This is a genomic window from Pseudoalteromonas rubra (assembly GCF_005886805.2).
Classification (GTDB): domain Bacteria; phylum Pseudomonadota; class Gammaproteobacteria; order Enterobacterales; family Alteromonadaceae; genus Pseudoalteromonas; species Pseudoalteromonas rubra_D.
Genome location: NZ_CP045430.1, coordinates 1,216,249 through 1,232,649, shown reverse-complemented (window position 1 = coordinate 1,232,649; position 16,401 = coordinate 1,216,249). Strand labels below are relative to the sequence as shown.

11 protein-coding genes are annotated in these 16,401 nt (G+C 43.3%); 8 read left to right on the top strand and 3 right to left on the bottom strand.

Translation table 11 applies throughout. The features are described from left to right. Positions 1-509 precede the first annotated feature (509 nt). The 8 genes from CWC22_RS23950 to CWC22_RS23915 all read left to right on the top strand — a co-directional run bounded on the left by CWC22_RS23950 (position 510) and on the right by CWC22_RS23915 (position 10,780). Positions 510-1,742 carry an AAA family ATPase gene (locus CWC22_RS23950; RefSeq protein WP_138539277.1) on the top strand — a complete coding sequence of 411 codons (1,233 nt, stop codon included), beginning with the start codon at positions 510-512 and terminating at the stop codon, positions 1,740-1,742. Positions 1,743-1,758: 16 nt separating this feature from the next. Continuing rightward, a complete protein-coding gene (locus CWC22_RS23945; RefSeq protein ID WP_138539276.1) occupies positions 1,759-2,721 on the top strand; it encodes a transcriptional regulator in 963 nt (320 codons plus the stop codon). Between the two features lie 155 nt (positions 2,722-2,876). Beyond that, positions 2,877-5,972, top strand: a complete 3,096-nt coding sequence (locus CWC22_RS23940; RefSeq protein ID WP_138539275.1) for a DEAD/DEAH box helicase — start codon at positions 2,877-2,879, stop codon at positions 5,970-5,972. Between the two features lie 238 nt (positions 5,973-6,210). After that, complete coding sequence (locus CWC22_RS23935; protein ID WP_010381356.1) at positions 6,211-6,417, top strand: hypothetical protein; 207 nt, start codon at positions 6,211-6,213, stop codon at positions 6,415-6,417. Next, positions 6,418-7,110, top strand: a complete 693-nt coding sequence (locus CWC22_RS23930) for a response regulator (RefSeq protein WP_125564648.1) — start codon at positions 6,418-6,420, stop codon at positions 7,108-7,110. 118 nt (positions 7,111-7,228) lie between these two features. Beyond that, positions 7,229-8,686 (top strand): DNA recombination protein RmuC, encoded by a 1,458-nt coding sequence (gene rmuC, locus CWC22_RS23925; protein ID WP_125564650.1) that lies wholly within the window; start codon positions 7,229-7,231, stop codon positions 8,684-8,686. A 103-nt stretch (positions 8,687-8,789) separates the two neighbouring features. Further along, the gene (locus tag CWC22_RS23920; RefSeq protein ID WP_125564651.1) at positions 8,790-9,128 is read left to right on the top strand and encodes a hypothetical protein; all 339 of its coding nucleotides are present in this window, start codon (positions 8,790-8,792) and stop codon (positions 9,126-9,128) included. A gap of 323 nt (positions 9,129-9,451) precedes the next feature. Continuing rightward, the gene (locus CWC22_RS23915; RefSeq protein ID WP_195879859.1) at positions 9,452-10,780 is read left to right on the top strand and encodes an IS4 family transposase; all 1,329 of its coding nucleotides are present in this window, start codon (positions 9,452-9,454) and stop codon (positions 10,778-10,780) included. A 39-nt stretch (positions 10,781-10,819) separates the two neighbouring features. Here the strand turns inward: CWC22_RS23915 and CWC22_RS23910 are convergent, their stop codons facing one another. The 3 genes from CWC22_RS23910 to CWC22_RS23900 all read right to left on the bottom strand — a co-directional run bounded on the left by CWC22_RS23910 (position 10,820) and on the right by CWC22_RS23900 (position 16,214). Beyond that, entirely contained in the window at positions 10,820-11,299 is a 480-nt protein-coding gene (locus tag CWC22_RS23910; protein WP_125564653.1) for a hypothetical protein, read from the bottom strand. Positions 11,300-11,963: 664 nt separating this feature from the next. Further along, positions 11,964-14,060, bottom strand: coding sequence for an ATP-binding protein (locus tag CWC22_RS23905; RefSeq protein WP_171045127.1), 2,097 nt, complete (start codon positions 14,058-14,060; stop codon positions 11,964-11,966). 549 nt (positions 14,061-14,609) lie between these two features. Next, positions 14,610-16,214, bottom strand: coding sequence for an isocitrate lyase (locus tag CWC22_RS23900; protein WP_138539223.1), 1,605 nt, complete (start codon positions 16,212-16,214; stop codon positions 14,610-14,612). Positions 16,215-16,401: the final 187 nt, after the last annotated feature.

The window sequence follows — 16,401 nt, the reverse complement described above, 5'->3', positions numbered from 1 at the left end:
ATGTTCAATTCGGCCAAAAATCATCGTATCTTTGAGTCGTTGTGGATAAAACACAATCCAGCTAGTAAGGATCCGATCTATGCCAAGTAGAGATCAGATCCTTACCTATTAAAATCAGCTAAGGATCTAACAAAAGTGTATAACTTCATGAAATTACTTAGTAAAATATAGATCTGCGCACCATTAAAAGTGGATAACTCTGTGTGTAAACTGTGAGCATGAGAAGTTTTGAAAATAAGGTTGGTAAAAACACGATCTATGAGTACACAAGGATCTGATCTTAACCAAGTATTATTGTGATCCACTCCAATGCCAATATATTCAATAAAAACAAATAGATACCATCGTATTAAACCCTTCTAACCTTTAATACCTATAGATCTAACCAATTCTAATCTTATTTATTTATTCTTTAAGTAAGCTATCAATATAGATGTCTTTGTTTTTTTATGTTTACTGCAAAAGTAATGGACATTATAATAATAACCATCATTTGAAGGAAATAACGTATGTCTATCAATAGCAATGCGCTCTCAACCTATCGGCTGCTGAAAGCAACCGCTGAAGTAGCTGAAAAGTCCCTTGAAGGCCGAATTCAGCATTATCGTGCACATCTTAAAAGCGAAGATAAAGAACTTCGCACTTATACGCAAAAAGCAGCAGCAGACTTACTTGGTGTAAACAACAGAACACTAAAAAGACGCCATGATCAAGGCGATTTTGACCATTTAGCAATTCAAAAAGGGGCAAATGGTCATTATGCCTATACATTGGCTAATATTTTTTCAATGGCTGAAATCTTAGGGATCCAAGCTGATCACAGAAAATCAGACGACAAACTTCAAGTTATCGTCATCAATAGTTTAAAAGGTGGTTGTGGTAAAACAACCAGTCTTGTCAATATCGCAGCAGCCTTAGCGACAACAAATATCAAGCGATACCGTATTGGGATCATTGATCTTGATCCCCAAGGATCATCATCAAGCTTTTTTCCTTCACAAGATCCTGAGCCCATCACCGTAGGTGATCTAATGCGAGATTGTATTGAACTTGATGAAGATGAAACATGGGACCAGTTGGTGTCAGATGCATTTAGAGAAACACACATTCCTAATATTCGCGTTTTACCGTCAGGCATGGATGATTTTTATTTTGAGCATGAGACCGCCACTGAACTAAAAGAATCATCAAGCTATGCTCAGACTCGTCACTATCATAAATTGAAGGAGAAAGTCATAGAGCCAGTTTCAGAGCAATTTGATATTATCCTGATAGATACTGCTCCTTCTCTTAATTTCATGTTCTACAATGCATTGATGGCGTCTACAGCTATGTTGATACCTGTACATCCAGAAGCCGTCGACTTTGATGCAAATAATAAGTATCTAAAACGATTGGGTGAGATTTACCATACAGTTGCTGCGCTTGGACATGAAGGCTGGGATTTTATGCAATTCCTGGTAACCAATTATGTTAAAGGTAACCATTCTCAGCGTGACATCGTCAAAGATGTGCGTAGTGCCTTTGGCCGTCAGGTAATGAGTTATCCTATCAACCATAGCTCAGCGATTACAGCGAGTTCCTCTTCGTTCAATACGATATTCGATCAGAAAACGTCAGATTCATTGGCAAGTCGTGAGTCTCTGATCAAATCTCAGGAAAATATTAAAGACGTGGTCGATGAACTTGAGATGTTGATCCGTTCAAATTGGCCTTCAACTCAGTCATCTCTCGATCAGTAAGCAGGTAAACTATTTCATGGCTAGAAAACGTAAAAACGACACACGCATCGACCCATTTGCAACTCCCGTTGAAGGAAGTAGCCTGGATGATCTTTTAGATCAGGCCAAAGTTGGCGATGTGATCACTATGCCGGCTCCTAGCGATCCAAACAGGACGATCACCCTGATCTGTAAAGTGATCAAACACAATGAGATTGATCAGATCACAAAAGTGTATGGTGATAATCGTCGTGACCAAACATTACTGAATGAGCGTTCAGTTGCTGATATTTTGCCAGCTATACAGTCTGATAAGCGTAATTTGCATCCAGCCTTATGTTGGGAAAAAGGTTCTGTGCATGAAGTTTTATCGGGCTCCAGACGCAGAAAAGCCTGCTTATTGGGTGGTGCTGATTATGTAATTTTAACTTCAGCGGATTTTACCGACGAAGATGCGAAAGTGCTTTCTGTCTCTTCAGATCAATATATCGCACCCAGTTTGTGGGAACAGGGAAAAGCATTTTCTCAGACTAAACAGGCGCTAATTCGGCAAGGAAAGAAAGGTTCATATCGAGAGATTGCAGCGATTGAAGGGTTGTCTCACACAGCCATTGCAGATTCGTTAAAAGCCTATGAGCAAATTCCAGTTGATGTAGTGAGCCTCTATCCAACAGCAAATCACTTAGGTCGGGAAGCTGCCAAAAAGCTCATTGCGGCGATTCAGGAGCATAACGAAGCCTTTAAACAGAAAGTGGCTGAATACGACTCTGATAAACTCACAACAGAAATGGTTAGCGATGAAAAGCGTGCTGTGTTACTTACCAACTATCTGACAACCTTTTCCAAGGCTGAAGCCAGAAACGTCGCGTTACTTGAGAATGACTATGTCAAAGTGCAAAAAAACATTAAAAGTGGCGCTATTACTGTAAAAATTGACGATCGTGTGATTACAGAAAAACGCCTGGAACAATTAGAGAAATTGCTCGCAAGTTTCAATTAGTCACTAACGGCCGGATTTATCGGCCGTTTTTCGTACTTTCCCGATACAGTTGTCATCCAACCAGTCACTTTTTCCCAATTTATCGCCATTTGCCCCTTTAGCTCAAATACGTAATTTCATATACTGCTCTTTTACGTCTTTTTTATTGTAAACGAATGTCTTCGCAGTTATCTAAAGAGCAACTTCTAGCACTATTTGAGGAAATTAAGCAGGAACAATCGACTCAGTTTCCATTGTCAGAGCGATTCCTCAAACAGTATTTTAATGCTGCCTTGTTAAGCAAGGCCAAACAGTATTTGCACGACGAGCAGATCTGCTTTTTAGAGCACTCTGAAGATTTTACAAAAATTGACGCTCAGGTCATGGGCAATTTTGGCAACACCTTCACTCAGCATATTAAGATTGAACAAGTCAAGGGTACCCCATCCGTAGAGGCACAATGTACGTGTTCTAACAATCCGAAGTGTCGTCATATCGCAGCAGTATTGCTTAAGTTAAAAATTGATCATTCAGGCGGCTTTGGTGAGTCTTATCTGGTCAATGATTGGTTTAATGAGCTGGCTCAACTACAACAGGCCAATGATCTTGATGTAACCAACGTATTGTTATTTGTGCTTGAATCACGTGGAAATGAGTTGTTGGTTAATCCTAAGACCACACCACAAAAACCGGATGGAGTATATCCGCTCGGTCGTGCACTCACCGAACATCAACTAAACAGCCAGGTGCCGCCAAAGGATATATTGGAGAGCGATTTCAGATTATTTTCTTGGATCCGCTCGCAAAATACACCCGGTCACTTCGAACTCTCCGGGAGTTGGGGATTTTCTGCGTTGCAGCAGTTAGTGCAGAGTAAGCGTTGTTTCTATCAAAGCAGTCGTAAGCCTCTGACATTTGGCCACAAGCAGCATCTGGAGTTTGATTGGGAACAGGAGCGAGACGAATATCGCCTCACCAGTCATTTAACCGGAGTAGAACAGTGGCAACTGATAAAAACCGATCCGCCTGTTTATCTGGATACTGAGAATATGGTTTTGGGGCGAATTGAATCTGAGTTAAGTGCTCAGGAAATTGCGCATTTGCATACCATGCCGCTTATCAACGCGACAAAGATTGAAGCAGTGATAAAACGCTTTCAGGATGTCTTCGCCGATAACATAGTCCCACCGCCTCAGGGGCACGAACACCTGGTAAACAAAGATAAATTGGTTGCTAAATTGAGCATTGAGCCTGGTGCCCCGTTGAAGCTGGCATTGTCTCTGCTCGATAAAGAAGGCCGTTATTCAAAAGCCAAACAACTGAATCGTTGTGAAAAAATGCTGAATGGGCTTGGGTTTTCAGCACAGCAAAACCACTTTGTACTGCCACATGATGATGATGTTACATATCATTGGTTTAATAGCGAAGTCCGCCCCTACCTGCAAAGTAAGCTATGGCAGGTTGATGAACTACAAGGCGGCCGTCCGGTATTAACCCCAAAAGTGACCTTGGTGCTTAAACGGGATAAAAAACATCATGTTATTGGCCGTGTGTTGTTCGATGACAAACTGGTTACGCTTGATTGGGACAAAGTACCGTCTCATGAAGTGAATTCTCTGGCTAATGTTTACCAGTACATCAATATCGCAGAACAATTTTATGCTATCCCTAAAGCGGTTTACGATGAATTATTACAGCTTAAAGCCCGGTTTAGCTATTACCTTTCAAGCTCCCAGTTCAAGTTCCCGCTCTCCTACGCAAGTAAGCTGTTTGATCTCACGGCAGTTCAAAGTGTATCAGACGATCCGCGTCTGCTTGATTACCTGGAGGAGCTGAGTAGACCTGAGACGACTGACGCTAAGGGAGTATCTGGCACGGGTGAATATTTCACGCTACGTGATTATCAGGTTCAGGGCGTTGATTGGTTAAGGTTCCTGAACCGACATCAGCTTGGGGGGATCCTTGCCGACGACATGGGTCTGGGCAAAACCCTCCAGGTGATTGCTTATTTCATTTCCCAGCACAACACTCTGGTGACAAAACCTTCTCTGATAGTGTGTCCAACCAGTTTGGTCGGTAACTGGCAAAACGAATTCCGTCGCTTTGCGCCCCATCTTCCCTTGTTGACGGTGCATGGTGCTCAGCGCGACAAACAACTCAACCAGGTGGCTAACGCACGGTTTATCATTACCACTTACCCGTTACTAAAGCGCGACTTGGCGCACTATTCCGAGCTGGAGTTTGACTCTATTGTGCTCGACGAAGCGCAGTATATCAAAAATGAGACGGCGCAAATCTCCAAGTGTGTTAAACAACTGTCCGCGGAGTTTAAGCTGTGTCTCAGTGGTACTCCTGTTGAGAATAATTTGCTCGAACTTAAATCGCTGCTCGACTTTGTGATGCCAGATGTACTGGGTACAAAACAACAATTTAAGCATTATTTTCAGCATCCCATTGAGAAAGAAAATGATACCCGGCGCGCGAAAGAGCTACAGTCTCTGATTGCGCCTTTTATTTTGCGTCGGACGAAGTCTGAGGTTGTGCGTGAGTTGCCAGCGAAAACAGAGTTGGTTAAGAAGCTTGAATTTAGCGGTGATCAGGCTGATATGTACCACCAGGTTCAGGCTAAAGTTGAGTCTAGTTTACTTGATTTGTTCAAAGAGCAAGGTGTAGAGCGCAGCAAACTGGCTTTTTTGGATGCATTATTAAAGCTTCGTCAGATCTGCTGTCATCCAAGCCTCGTAGACAAAACGCGCTCATTTAACAGTGCAAAGTTCGATTGGTTGTCTGGCCACTTACCGATTTTCCTCGAAGAAGGTCGTAAGGTGATTATTTTCAGCCAGTTTACCAGTGTACTCGATATGATAGCCAGCCATTGTGACGGGTTAAACATCCCGTTCACTATGCTTACGGGGCAAACGCGCCAGCGGGACAAGGTGATTGCAAAGTTCACTGAAGGAGAGGTCGATGTTTTCCTGATCAGCCTAAAAGCGGGTGGAACGGGTCTGAACCTGACTCAGGCAGATACTGTGATCCATTTTGATCCCTGGTGGAACCCTGCCGTTGAGAATCAGGCAACAGACAGAGCCTATCGAATTGGCCAGGATAAGCCTGTATTCGTCTATAAGCTGATCATTGCTAACTCGATTGAGCAGAAGGTCTATCAAATGCAAAAAGACAAGCAGGCGTTGGTCGATGCATTATTTGCCGATGCTGGAGTGAATTTGACCCAGTTCAATGAAGCGCAAATGCTCGAAATGATAAAAAACTAATTTTTTCTGAACTTTTTAGAACCCGGTGAGGTCTATCATTATGCTTGTTGTTAACGCCTAGTGTGTAGTAAGCATATTGTTGATTTCCCCCTATTAAATACAAGTATTGTATCGAGCCGGTTAACTGTTAACCGGCTTTTTTTTGCGCATTTTTAAGCTGTTCCATATTTGATCCATATTGTTTTACTTTAATGACCATATTGGCGAATTAGGACGTGATGGACTCAAGGGGCGAGCTATGTTGTGCTACGAAAATTCAATTTCACAGTTAAACTTTATTGAACCTCAGTCACAGTGTGATTATGATCTACTGAATGAGGTAGCCAGTTCAGAAGATCTGGCGAGTATTCTGACCATGCTGCTGTTTGACGAAACACTGTCGGATAAATTAAAAGGTCAGGTTAAAAGGCAGCTTTCACAACTTAAGGCTAAATCGAGAGGCTAAATGACTTCTAAGCACCATATTCTTATCGTTGAGGATGATTACGATATTGCAGAGCAGGTAATGCTGTTTTTTAAAGCTTCTGGATTCGAAATTTCTCATATTGCTGATGGTGCGCTGGTGGTCGACTGGGTGAGAGCAAACAACCCGGAAGCCATTCTAATGGATATCATGCTGCCAAATCAGGATGGTGTTGAATGCATGCGTCAGATCCGTGAGTTCTCTATGGTCCCTATCGTTATGCTGACCGCTAAGGTATCTGAGGCAGACCGTTTGAAGGGGTTGGAGTTTGGTGCCGATGATTACGTCTGTAAGCCATTCAGTGCCGCTGAACTAGTTATGCGCATCAAAGCGATACTACGTCGCTGTCAGGGCGCTCCTAGCGTCTCTCAGGAAGCTGCAATTGTAGTCGATGTTGATCAGCTTATTGTGGCTATCAAAGGCAATACTCTGTCTTTGACTAAGGTTGAATTCGATGTGTTTGCCATGTTGTACCAGTCTCCAAACAGAGTGTTTTCGCGTCAACAAATCCTGGACCATATTCAGCCCGATAACTTTGATATCTCCGATCGCGTTATCGATAGCCACATCAAAAATATTCGAAAAAAGATAAAGCAAATCGATTGTTCGCCCAAGATAGTCGAATCAGTCTATGGTGCAGGTTATCGCTTCAATGAGCAACAGCTCGACGCATAAATGACGGCGCGCATGCGCCGCATCTTGTCAAAACTAATTTCTAGAAAAGCACAATATAATAGGCATTTAGGCTGTGTAATTGATATTATCTAAGCATAGTCACATCAAGAGAATGCCTATGTTTTGGTCTAGTTTGGTCTCCCTCTCTCCTGCTCATATTTTTACTTTGCTTGGTACGGGCGCAGTACTTGCTTCATGTATTTTTGCTCCGCTCTATTTTTTGTTTCGGCAGAGAAGTACGGCATTTCGGCAACAGCTCGAGATGCAAAGCGAGCAGTTACAGGCGCAGCTCGTGCTGCGTAGCGATGAGCTAAAACAGGCACAGGCTCAACACTGGCAACTACACGGAGACTGCCAACAGCTTCAAGCGAAACTGGCTGAAAAGCAAAACCAGATCAACGAATTACAGACGCGCTGGCAAAAAGCTGAAGACATGGCGCAGGATACACAAGCTTATGCGCATCGCCTTGAGCTTGAACTAACCGATGTCAAAACCACGCTGGTACAGAAGCAGCAGTCTTTTGATGCGCAGCTGGCACAGCTGGAGCAGTCTAAGTTAGTTCTTAAACAGGAGTTCGAAAACCTGGCCACACAGATTTTTGAAGATAAAAGCGAAAAGTTTGCTCGCCATAGTCAGGATAAAATTTCTCAATTATTACAGCCCGTTCAGGGAGAGCTTAAAGGCTTTCGGGATAAAATGGAGGCTATTCATAGCGAAGAGCTGAAACAAAGAGCAGCGTTACGTACCGAGTTATTGCACTTACAGGCAAATAATCAGGCCATCACCGAGCAGGCCAGCAAACTTACCAATGCGTTACAGGGGCAAAAGAAAACTCAAGGTAATTGGGGTGAACTAATGTTAGAGAACGTGCTGGATAGTGCCGGTTTGCGCCCGGGTAATGACTATCAGCGCGAAGTGAGTTTTTCTACCGAAGAAGGCAAATATCGCCCCGATGTGATTGTTTATCTGCCCCAGGAACGTCATCTTGTTGTTGATGCTAAAACCTCTCTGAACGCTTATACCCGTTACGTAAACGCAGAGCGAGATAGCGACGCAAATCAGGCGATTGTCGCTCACGTCGAAGCGGTAAAGGCAAGGGTAAAAGAGCTCGGGGATAAATCTTATGAGCGCTTACCCGGATTGAATTCGCCAGAAGTGGTGATTATGTTTATTCCGGTTGAATCTGCTTTTGTTGAGGCCATCAAATATGCACCCGATTTATATCAGTATGCGCTTGAGAACAAAGTATTGATTGCTACGCCGACAACATTATTAACGAGCCTGAATATCGTCAAGCAGTTATGGCGTTTTGAAGAACAGAGTAAACACAGTAAAGAACTGGCGCTACGTGCTGAAAAATTTTACAGCAAACTAAATGCATTTTTACATAGCTTAGAAAGCGTTGGCAAACAACTTGATAAAGCTCGGGAAGGGTACGATAAAGCCATGGCACAGCTGTACAGCGGAAAAGGGAACTTGATTAAACAGGCTTCGGAGTTTAAAGAGCTGGGTGTCTCAGTGTCTCGCGAATTACCGAGCGAGTTAACTGAAAAAGCGAAGCTTGAGTTGGAGTGATAGACGATCAGGTCACAACAACCACTTTTAATTTTGTGTACCTTTTATAATTACGATATTATTTTCTGCGAATCTTTGTCGATAATATAAATAAGGAACAATTTTGAAAAAAGCAATTTTTGGCGCTTTATTCGCCGTAACAAGTTTTAGCGCGCTCTCTTCGGGCTGGGTAACAAAAGATAGAAGTGCACGTGTCGACTTTATAAACTCAGAGCCCATGGGTGTGAGGGTTTATATAACTGCAAACGATGCCAACAGCATAGGCTGTGCTCAAAAACAAATTGTCTGGATAGATACCAATACAGAAAGTGGAAAGAGACATTATTCTACGTTGCTAGCCGCGTTTATGGCCGGTAGAAATATTGCGATATTCGGAAATGGTTGCTTTTCGGGCTTTGGAACGAGTTACCCGAAAGTTCAGGCTATCAACGTTTATCGATAAATAAGCAGGTGGCATTTTTAGTATCAGGTAATTTAATAAGCTGTGTAATGCGCCCAGTCTTAAGCGTTATTACTTTCCAGCCCTTCCGCTTATGGTCCTTGCTCTAGTCTGGAGCGCACCTTCCGCAGATATAGAGTAGTTTTCGATGTAGCTGTTAAGTTATGGTTTTATTTTTTAGTAGATAAATGACGTTAACCTGATATTTAAGACAATAAAAAGGGGCCATCAGGCCTAATGCCGATCAGTTAAGAATTAAATAGATCAGTTGACCGATCTTTTAAAGGCTTCAAAATCCAATATCATTTCTGATATTGGATTTTTTTATGTCTTTAGAACAAGCCTTTTGCAGTGCGTTTGAGCAACTGCCCGAAAGTGTTACCTTTGAAAAGCTTAATCACTTTCTGGATGCAGAAATACTGGAGCAAGCCTTTCAACGCGCTGGCGTTGCAACTATCAGAAAACGCAGACTTCCACTTGAGGCTGTGATGTGGACTGTGATTGGTATGAGCTTCTTTCGCCAACAGTCAGTTTGGGATTTAGCTTCCCACATGGAAATTGCTCTGCCTGGAGATAACAAATTAATCGCCCCAAGCGCACTTGTTCAGGGGAGGCGAAGACTCGGTAAAGACAGTGTCAAAAATGCCTTTGAAATGATGGCTGCGCACTATTATCAGCAAGCAAACTTTGAAACTTGGTGCGGGTTAAACCTTCTGGCCGTCGACGGTGTTACTTGGCGAGCTCAAGACACGCCTGAAAATCGTGAACGTTTTGGTTCCCCCAGCAATCAGCATGGTGAAACCGCTTTTCCCCAAATTCGGATGGTGTGTCATATGGAGCTGACCAGCCATCAACTTATCAGCAGTGCGTTCAGCGGATATAAAACCAATGAAATGAAGCTGGCAGACAAATTAGTTGGCACCACGCCAGACCACAGCCTCACGATGTTCGATAAAGGGTTCTACTCACTAAACCTACTCCACCAATGGCAAACACATGGCACGCAGAGGCACTGGTTAATACCGGTTAAGAAAGGGCTTCAGTTTGAAGTGATTAAATCTAATGGTCGCTTAGACAAGTTGGTGCGCTTGAAAACAACTCCACAATCTCATAAGCAATCACCTGATTTACCTGCTTATGTAGAAGCTCGGCTAGTGACGAAGAAAATTAAAAACAAAGAATATCAAATACTCACATCGATGATAGATGCACAGAGGTTTCCTGGAGAAGAAATAGTTGAGCTTTACAGCCACCGCTGGGAAATAGAATTGGGTTATAGAGAAATCAAGCAGACACTTTTAAACAATGAATATACGCTGAGAAGCAAAAAATCAGATATGGTTGAGCAAGAGCTGTGGGGCTTACTCCTGGGGTACAACTTGCTGCGTCAGGTGATGACTCAAGCGGCATCTCGTAAAGGAATATGGGCCAACCAATTAAGCTTTAGTAATTGCGCCAACGCGATATTAAGTTACTTAGGGCGACTCCCCCTCGCCAGCCCGGGAAACATCCCAAAACACTATGAGATGTTAATACAAACATTGGGTCACTTTGAGCTGCCGACACGACGAGAAGATCGGGTCTATCCTCGAGCCATAAAACCAAAGCCAAGTAAGTACCCAGCTAGAAAAAACAATGCCAGTCAGCTTAACTGACTGGCATTAGCCATCAGGCCCCTTTTTATTTACGTATGATCAGCTATTACACAAAGCGTACTCGCCCCTGCGAGGCATGTCTGTATATAAATAAATATACATGTCGTTATTTTGTACATCTTGCCACACTCGACTGTTGGCTGCAGGACATAATGAGTTGCGGATATATTCCTTAACTTCATTTTTAGACATCGCCAATTTGGTTGGGATCTGAATAAATACATTTAGCTCGCCGCTTTTAAAATCAATATTATTGAATTTCCAGCTGCCCATCATGAACTGCTTAGAAAAGTAGCGCGTAATACGTTTTTGGGCGCTTGAATCAATCGCTGCGATCTGAACTTCTTCAGATGAGCTATCAACAAAATAAGACCATGCAGCAGAAAGAATGATAAAGCCACCCAGTAACATAGACCAGATTGGTAATGTGGTTTTTACTGTCGTGTTTTGCTTTTTTTGACGATGTCTGGATTCAACAATTTTTACCCATTCATTGTGTTTCATAGTACGCTGTGTCATAGACTATTCCTCCCGTGTATATTGCTTATTAAAACCAATCATTGTGGAAAGAAAATGGAGGCCATCTTGTGTTCTCTCTGATCGGAGCAGTTAAGAAAAGATTAATTTGTATTGTTTATGTGGTGTGCAAGAAATGGACATGGTTTTTCTGGTGACGATTATCAATAGGGTTTCTTTGGTACTTAAATAATTCTGCCAGTCATACCCACAGATAATAAATGACAATCATCTATACCTTATGGTTGATTCCAGCCTGCACACTTTAACGGAGGGAGCTCATGAGCGACAATGATGTTAGTTTTTGTCGTTTGGTTGAACTGGCTGGTGCATAGGTTGCTGTGTCTGCAAGCCTTGGGTGTGTTGCTATAACAATCAGACAGTGAGCAAAGTTAGTATGAAAAAGAGTCACGGGCTGCCTGATACCCTTCTGAATCAGCATGAAATAAAACTTGTCGAAGGGACTTACAACACCATCATGCCCAGCTGGTGCTGTAAGTCAGTAGTGCAATGTATAGAGGTTTGGCAGTGACGTACAAGCCATTAAATATCAGAAAAATACAGGGTTGCTACTCTGGTGCGATTTTTGTCAAAGTAAACGCAAAGCTGAGACTCACTGCGGATTGATTAGGTCGTCAGATACATGGCGACCTGATTTATGATTAGATCATGCATTGACCTGACTGCTGCTGTGCTTTTTGGCTGGTAATTCAGACGCTACTTGTCGCAATGTAACCCGCACAGATAGGCCCCCTAGTCTGCTATCCCTGAGCTCAATTTCGCCTGACATGGATTCCACCAGGCTTTTACATAAAGATAGTCCCAGACCTGACCCGCCTGTTGCGCGACTTCGTGAGCTTTCTACTCGGTATAACCGCTCGAACAAGCGTGGTTTCTCATTGTCTGATACGCCAGGAGATGAGTCTTCCAATTGAATGATTAACCCTTCACAGTTTTGTCGAATTTTTACACGCACCTGGCCTGGCTTGTCTGTGTACAAGCAGGCATTTTTTGCCAGGTTATCTATGACTCTGTCCAGTTTGGGTTTGTCTATTAATACACTGGCACCTGTTGGGATCGAAATATCGGCACTAAAATGCAACCCATTGCTTTTCACCAGCCGCTTAATATCATAACAGTAACTGTCGGCAAGCGTTCGGGTGCAATAAGGTTGGTTATTGACGACCATGGCCTGGTTATCAGCCTGAGAAAGTTGATAAACGTCTGAGATCAGGTGATTAAGCTGGGATATTTTCTCATTGATTTTGCTGTATGCCAGAGTATCGTCATCAAGCAGGTTATATTCCAAAGCCTCAATATGCAGTTTGAGTACACTCAACGGGGTTCTTAGTTCGTGAGAAATGTCGGCCAGCATTTGATCTTTTTGTTTGAGGTTCTGTTGATACAGGTTGGCTTTCAGGCGTGCCGTTTTATTTTTACTATACAAAATATAACTGATTAAAATACCCAGCAATAAGCAGGTCAGGGCAACAAATAGCCACATACGCTGCATGAGCTGCGCATTGCGTAACTGGCTTTCCGTCAGCTTGCGGTGATGTTCTGAGTCATCCAGACGTTGCTGCTGCATCACCGTATCTATGGTGCGCTTGTGGGTAAGTGCCTGCTCAGAGTTGGCTTTTTCAATATTTTGGGCAAAAAAAGTATTTGCCTGACTCAGAGCTTCATATGCTTCCTGATGACGACCTTGCTGAAAGTCAAATTTGGCTTTCAGATTATAATAATGCTGAGATAGGTAATCATTCACACTTTCTTTTGCCATAAAACGTGTCAACCATTCATAGTGTGGTTGCGCGAGCTCAGGCTTTTTTTGATAAAAGTACGCTCTTGCCATGTTGACGTGAGCGTGAAAAGTTTGGATCACGTTATCGCTTTGAGAGGCATAGTGCATTGCGAGTTTCGCATGTTCTTCTGCCTGAACTCCCTTTTCAAGTTTTATATAGGCTTGACTGAGTTGCTGATGTGCACGGGCTAGGCTGACATTGGCTGGAATTTGCTCAAGTAGTTCAATTGCCTCAGTGGTTTTTTCAACTGCCTGTAAGTAGTTTTTTCGTTTGAAGGTCACCTGAGCAAGCCGTAATGCAGTGCCGGCAATATGGTTAAGTTCACCCGCTTTTTTATCTGCGATTAATGCCTTAGTAAAAAAGAACTCAGCCTGCTCAAGATCATTGAAGCGAACTGCCATGTCACCCAGGTTGTAGTAGTTGTTTGCAACAATACCGTGATTTTGACTGCCTTTCAGAGCATCTCTGGCTTTTAACTGGAACTGCATGCCAACAGCGAGTTCATTTCTGAAATCGTATAGAGTACCCAAATTAGAATAACTCTGACCTATCAAGTCTTTGTTATTCATCGCTTTAGCAGTTTCTAGTGCCAGTCTGTAATTTTTTTCTGCTAGTTCTAACTTGCCCATCCGCCGATAATTAATACCTAACTCCTTATAAAGTTGAAACTGGTTTTCATTATCCAATTGAAACTTTCTATGCAGGTTTTCAAGCTTATCAACGGCCTGCTGGTGGCTGCCTTTTTTCCGATAGATGTATGCTTCAAGAAAGCGCGCATTCAATTGCTTTTGTGAGTCTGCATGGTTATAAAACGGGGTCAGACTGCTGAGTGCTTGCTCGTAATTGCCCGATAGTTCAAGCTTTTTGATTTCCTGCAAAGTGATTGTCGAGCTGGTAGCCTGAGCATTTACAGAGACTATACTGAGTAACGCAAAAGCTGATTGAAGCAGTATTTTTTTCATAATTTTTAAGTGGCACATAAGACTTTTTTCAGAGTATGAAATAATTGTGGTGCAATTATGGAGTTGTAAAGGGGGTTTACAGTTTGCTGAGTTGGTAAAAAAATGATTTGTTGTTTGTCTAGTTAGTAAAATTTTGTTTTATCTCGATGCTGACTTAGTAAAAATTTGATTTATGGACACCGGAGTTAGTAAAAATGTGGCCTAAGGCGTGTTTATTATTGCGTCTAGTCGAATTTTTCAGCTAAAAATGCGTGGTTTTTACCACTTTTTAAACCGAAACTGGGTGTACAACCTGCTTCTTTTCGCTTTTTTTATCGGAAAACTCCTGAATAACGCTTTGCTGATAAAATCCTGATCTCGATTGCCCGCGCAGGTAAAATGTTGATCCGTCATTTATCTGGCTGGTAATAATAGAAGTCAGCTCGCTGAGCATTGACTCTCGATGTGGGGAGTTGGGAGCATAGGCAACCGTGACGCCCCAAAGCTGGTAAAAACTTGATCTAAAAAAGGGCCCGGAGGCCCTTGCTTGATTAAGGAACTTTATGACAATTAAAACTGGTTCATGGTGTTGGCTTCGCCACCGGCTTTCAGCGCATTCTCACCGCTGAAGTACTCTTTGTGCGTATCACCTATGTTAGAGCCTGCCAGATCCTGATGCTTCACTGACGCTTGTTCGCGGCGGATCTCTTGTCTTTGAACATCGCGGACGTATGCAAGCATACCCAGGTCGCCAAAATAGCCTTCTGCAAGAATGTCGGTACTCAGTGCCGCTGTGTGATACGTAGGTAAAGTGATCAGGTGATGGAAAATACCGGCCTGAGCAGCCCCATCACGCTGGAAGGTACGTACTTTTGTATCCGCTTCAGCTGCCAGTTCTGACTGATCCAGCTCTGGTGCCATTAATGCTTTGGGATCTTGGCTGGGATCCGGATATGCAGACAAGTCTTTACCCTGTGCCTGCCACTGTGCATAAACCTGTTCACGGAATTTCAGGGTCCAGTTGAATGACGGAGAATTGTTATAAACCAGTTTGGCGTTCGGTACTTGCTCACGCACGCGGTTAACCAGCTCGGCAATTTGCTCTACATTGGGCTTTTCGGTTTCAATCCACAACAGATCGGCGCCTGATTGTAAGCTGGTAACGCAATCGAGTACCACGCGGTCTTTTTCGGTACCTTCTTTAAATTGGTACAGGCCATTGTCGAGACGCACCGGCTTACGCAGCTCACCTTCCTGTTTAATCACCATATCTCCCTCTTCCAGGTCGGCTACGCTTGAGATCACTGTGGTATCCAGGAACGCATTGTACTGGCTGGCCAGATCGCCAGGCGTTTTCGAGACCGGAATTTTCTGAGTCAGGCTGGCACCTAAAGAGTCAGTGCGGGCAACAATAATGCCCTCTTCTACGCCCAGCTCGAGGAAGGCGTAACGTACTGCATTAATTTTCGCCAGGAAGTCTTCATGAGGTACTGTGACTTTACCTGCCTGGTGGCCACATTGTTTGGCATCCGATACCTGGTTCTCAATCTGGATGGCACAGGCACCCGCTTCAATCATTTGTTTGGCCAGCAGATAAGTGGCTTCTTCGTTACCAAAACCGGCATCGATATCTGCAATGATAGGCACCACATGGGTTTCAAAATTATCGATTTGTGCTGTGATTGCTTGCACATCACCGCCCTGTGCCTTGGCTTCATCCAGTGCCTTGTAGAGGTGGTCGAGTTCACGTGCATCGGCTTGTTTTAAGAAGGTGTAGATCTCTTCAATCAGTTTAGGCACAGCGGTTTTTTCGTGCATACTCTGATCAGGCAGCGGGCCGAATTCAGAGCGAAGCGCGGCGACCATCCAGCCACTCAGGTATACATAAGAGCGCTTAGTGGTTTTATTGTGACGTTTGATAGCCATCATCATTTGCTGAGCAGTAAAGCCATGCCAGCAACCCAGAGACTGCGTATACTGACTGCTGTCAGCATCATAAGCCGCCATGTCTTCGCGCATGATTTTTGCGGTATATTTGGCGATATCCAGACCCGTTTTAAAGCGGTTTTGTAAATGCATGCGGGTTGCAAATTCAGGGTTAATGCCCTGCCATGCATTGCCCTGAGACTGGCACAGTGTAGTAAGACGATCAATTTGAGAGGTATAACTGCTCATAACAAAATTCCTTCGAACGGGTTTAAGCTAACTGGTTTATGTATGTTCGCCAGGTTGCGAGTGTGAGAGTGCTTGCTGGCGTTTAAATAAACACTAGACCGACCAGTGGAATTTTTTAAATTTATAGTTGTTATTACCAGTATATTTATTGTGAATGGTAAAAGGGGTTTGTTTTTACCGAATTTGG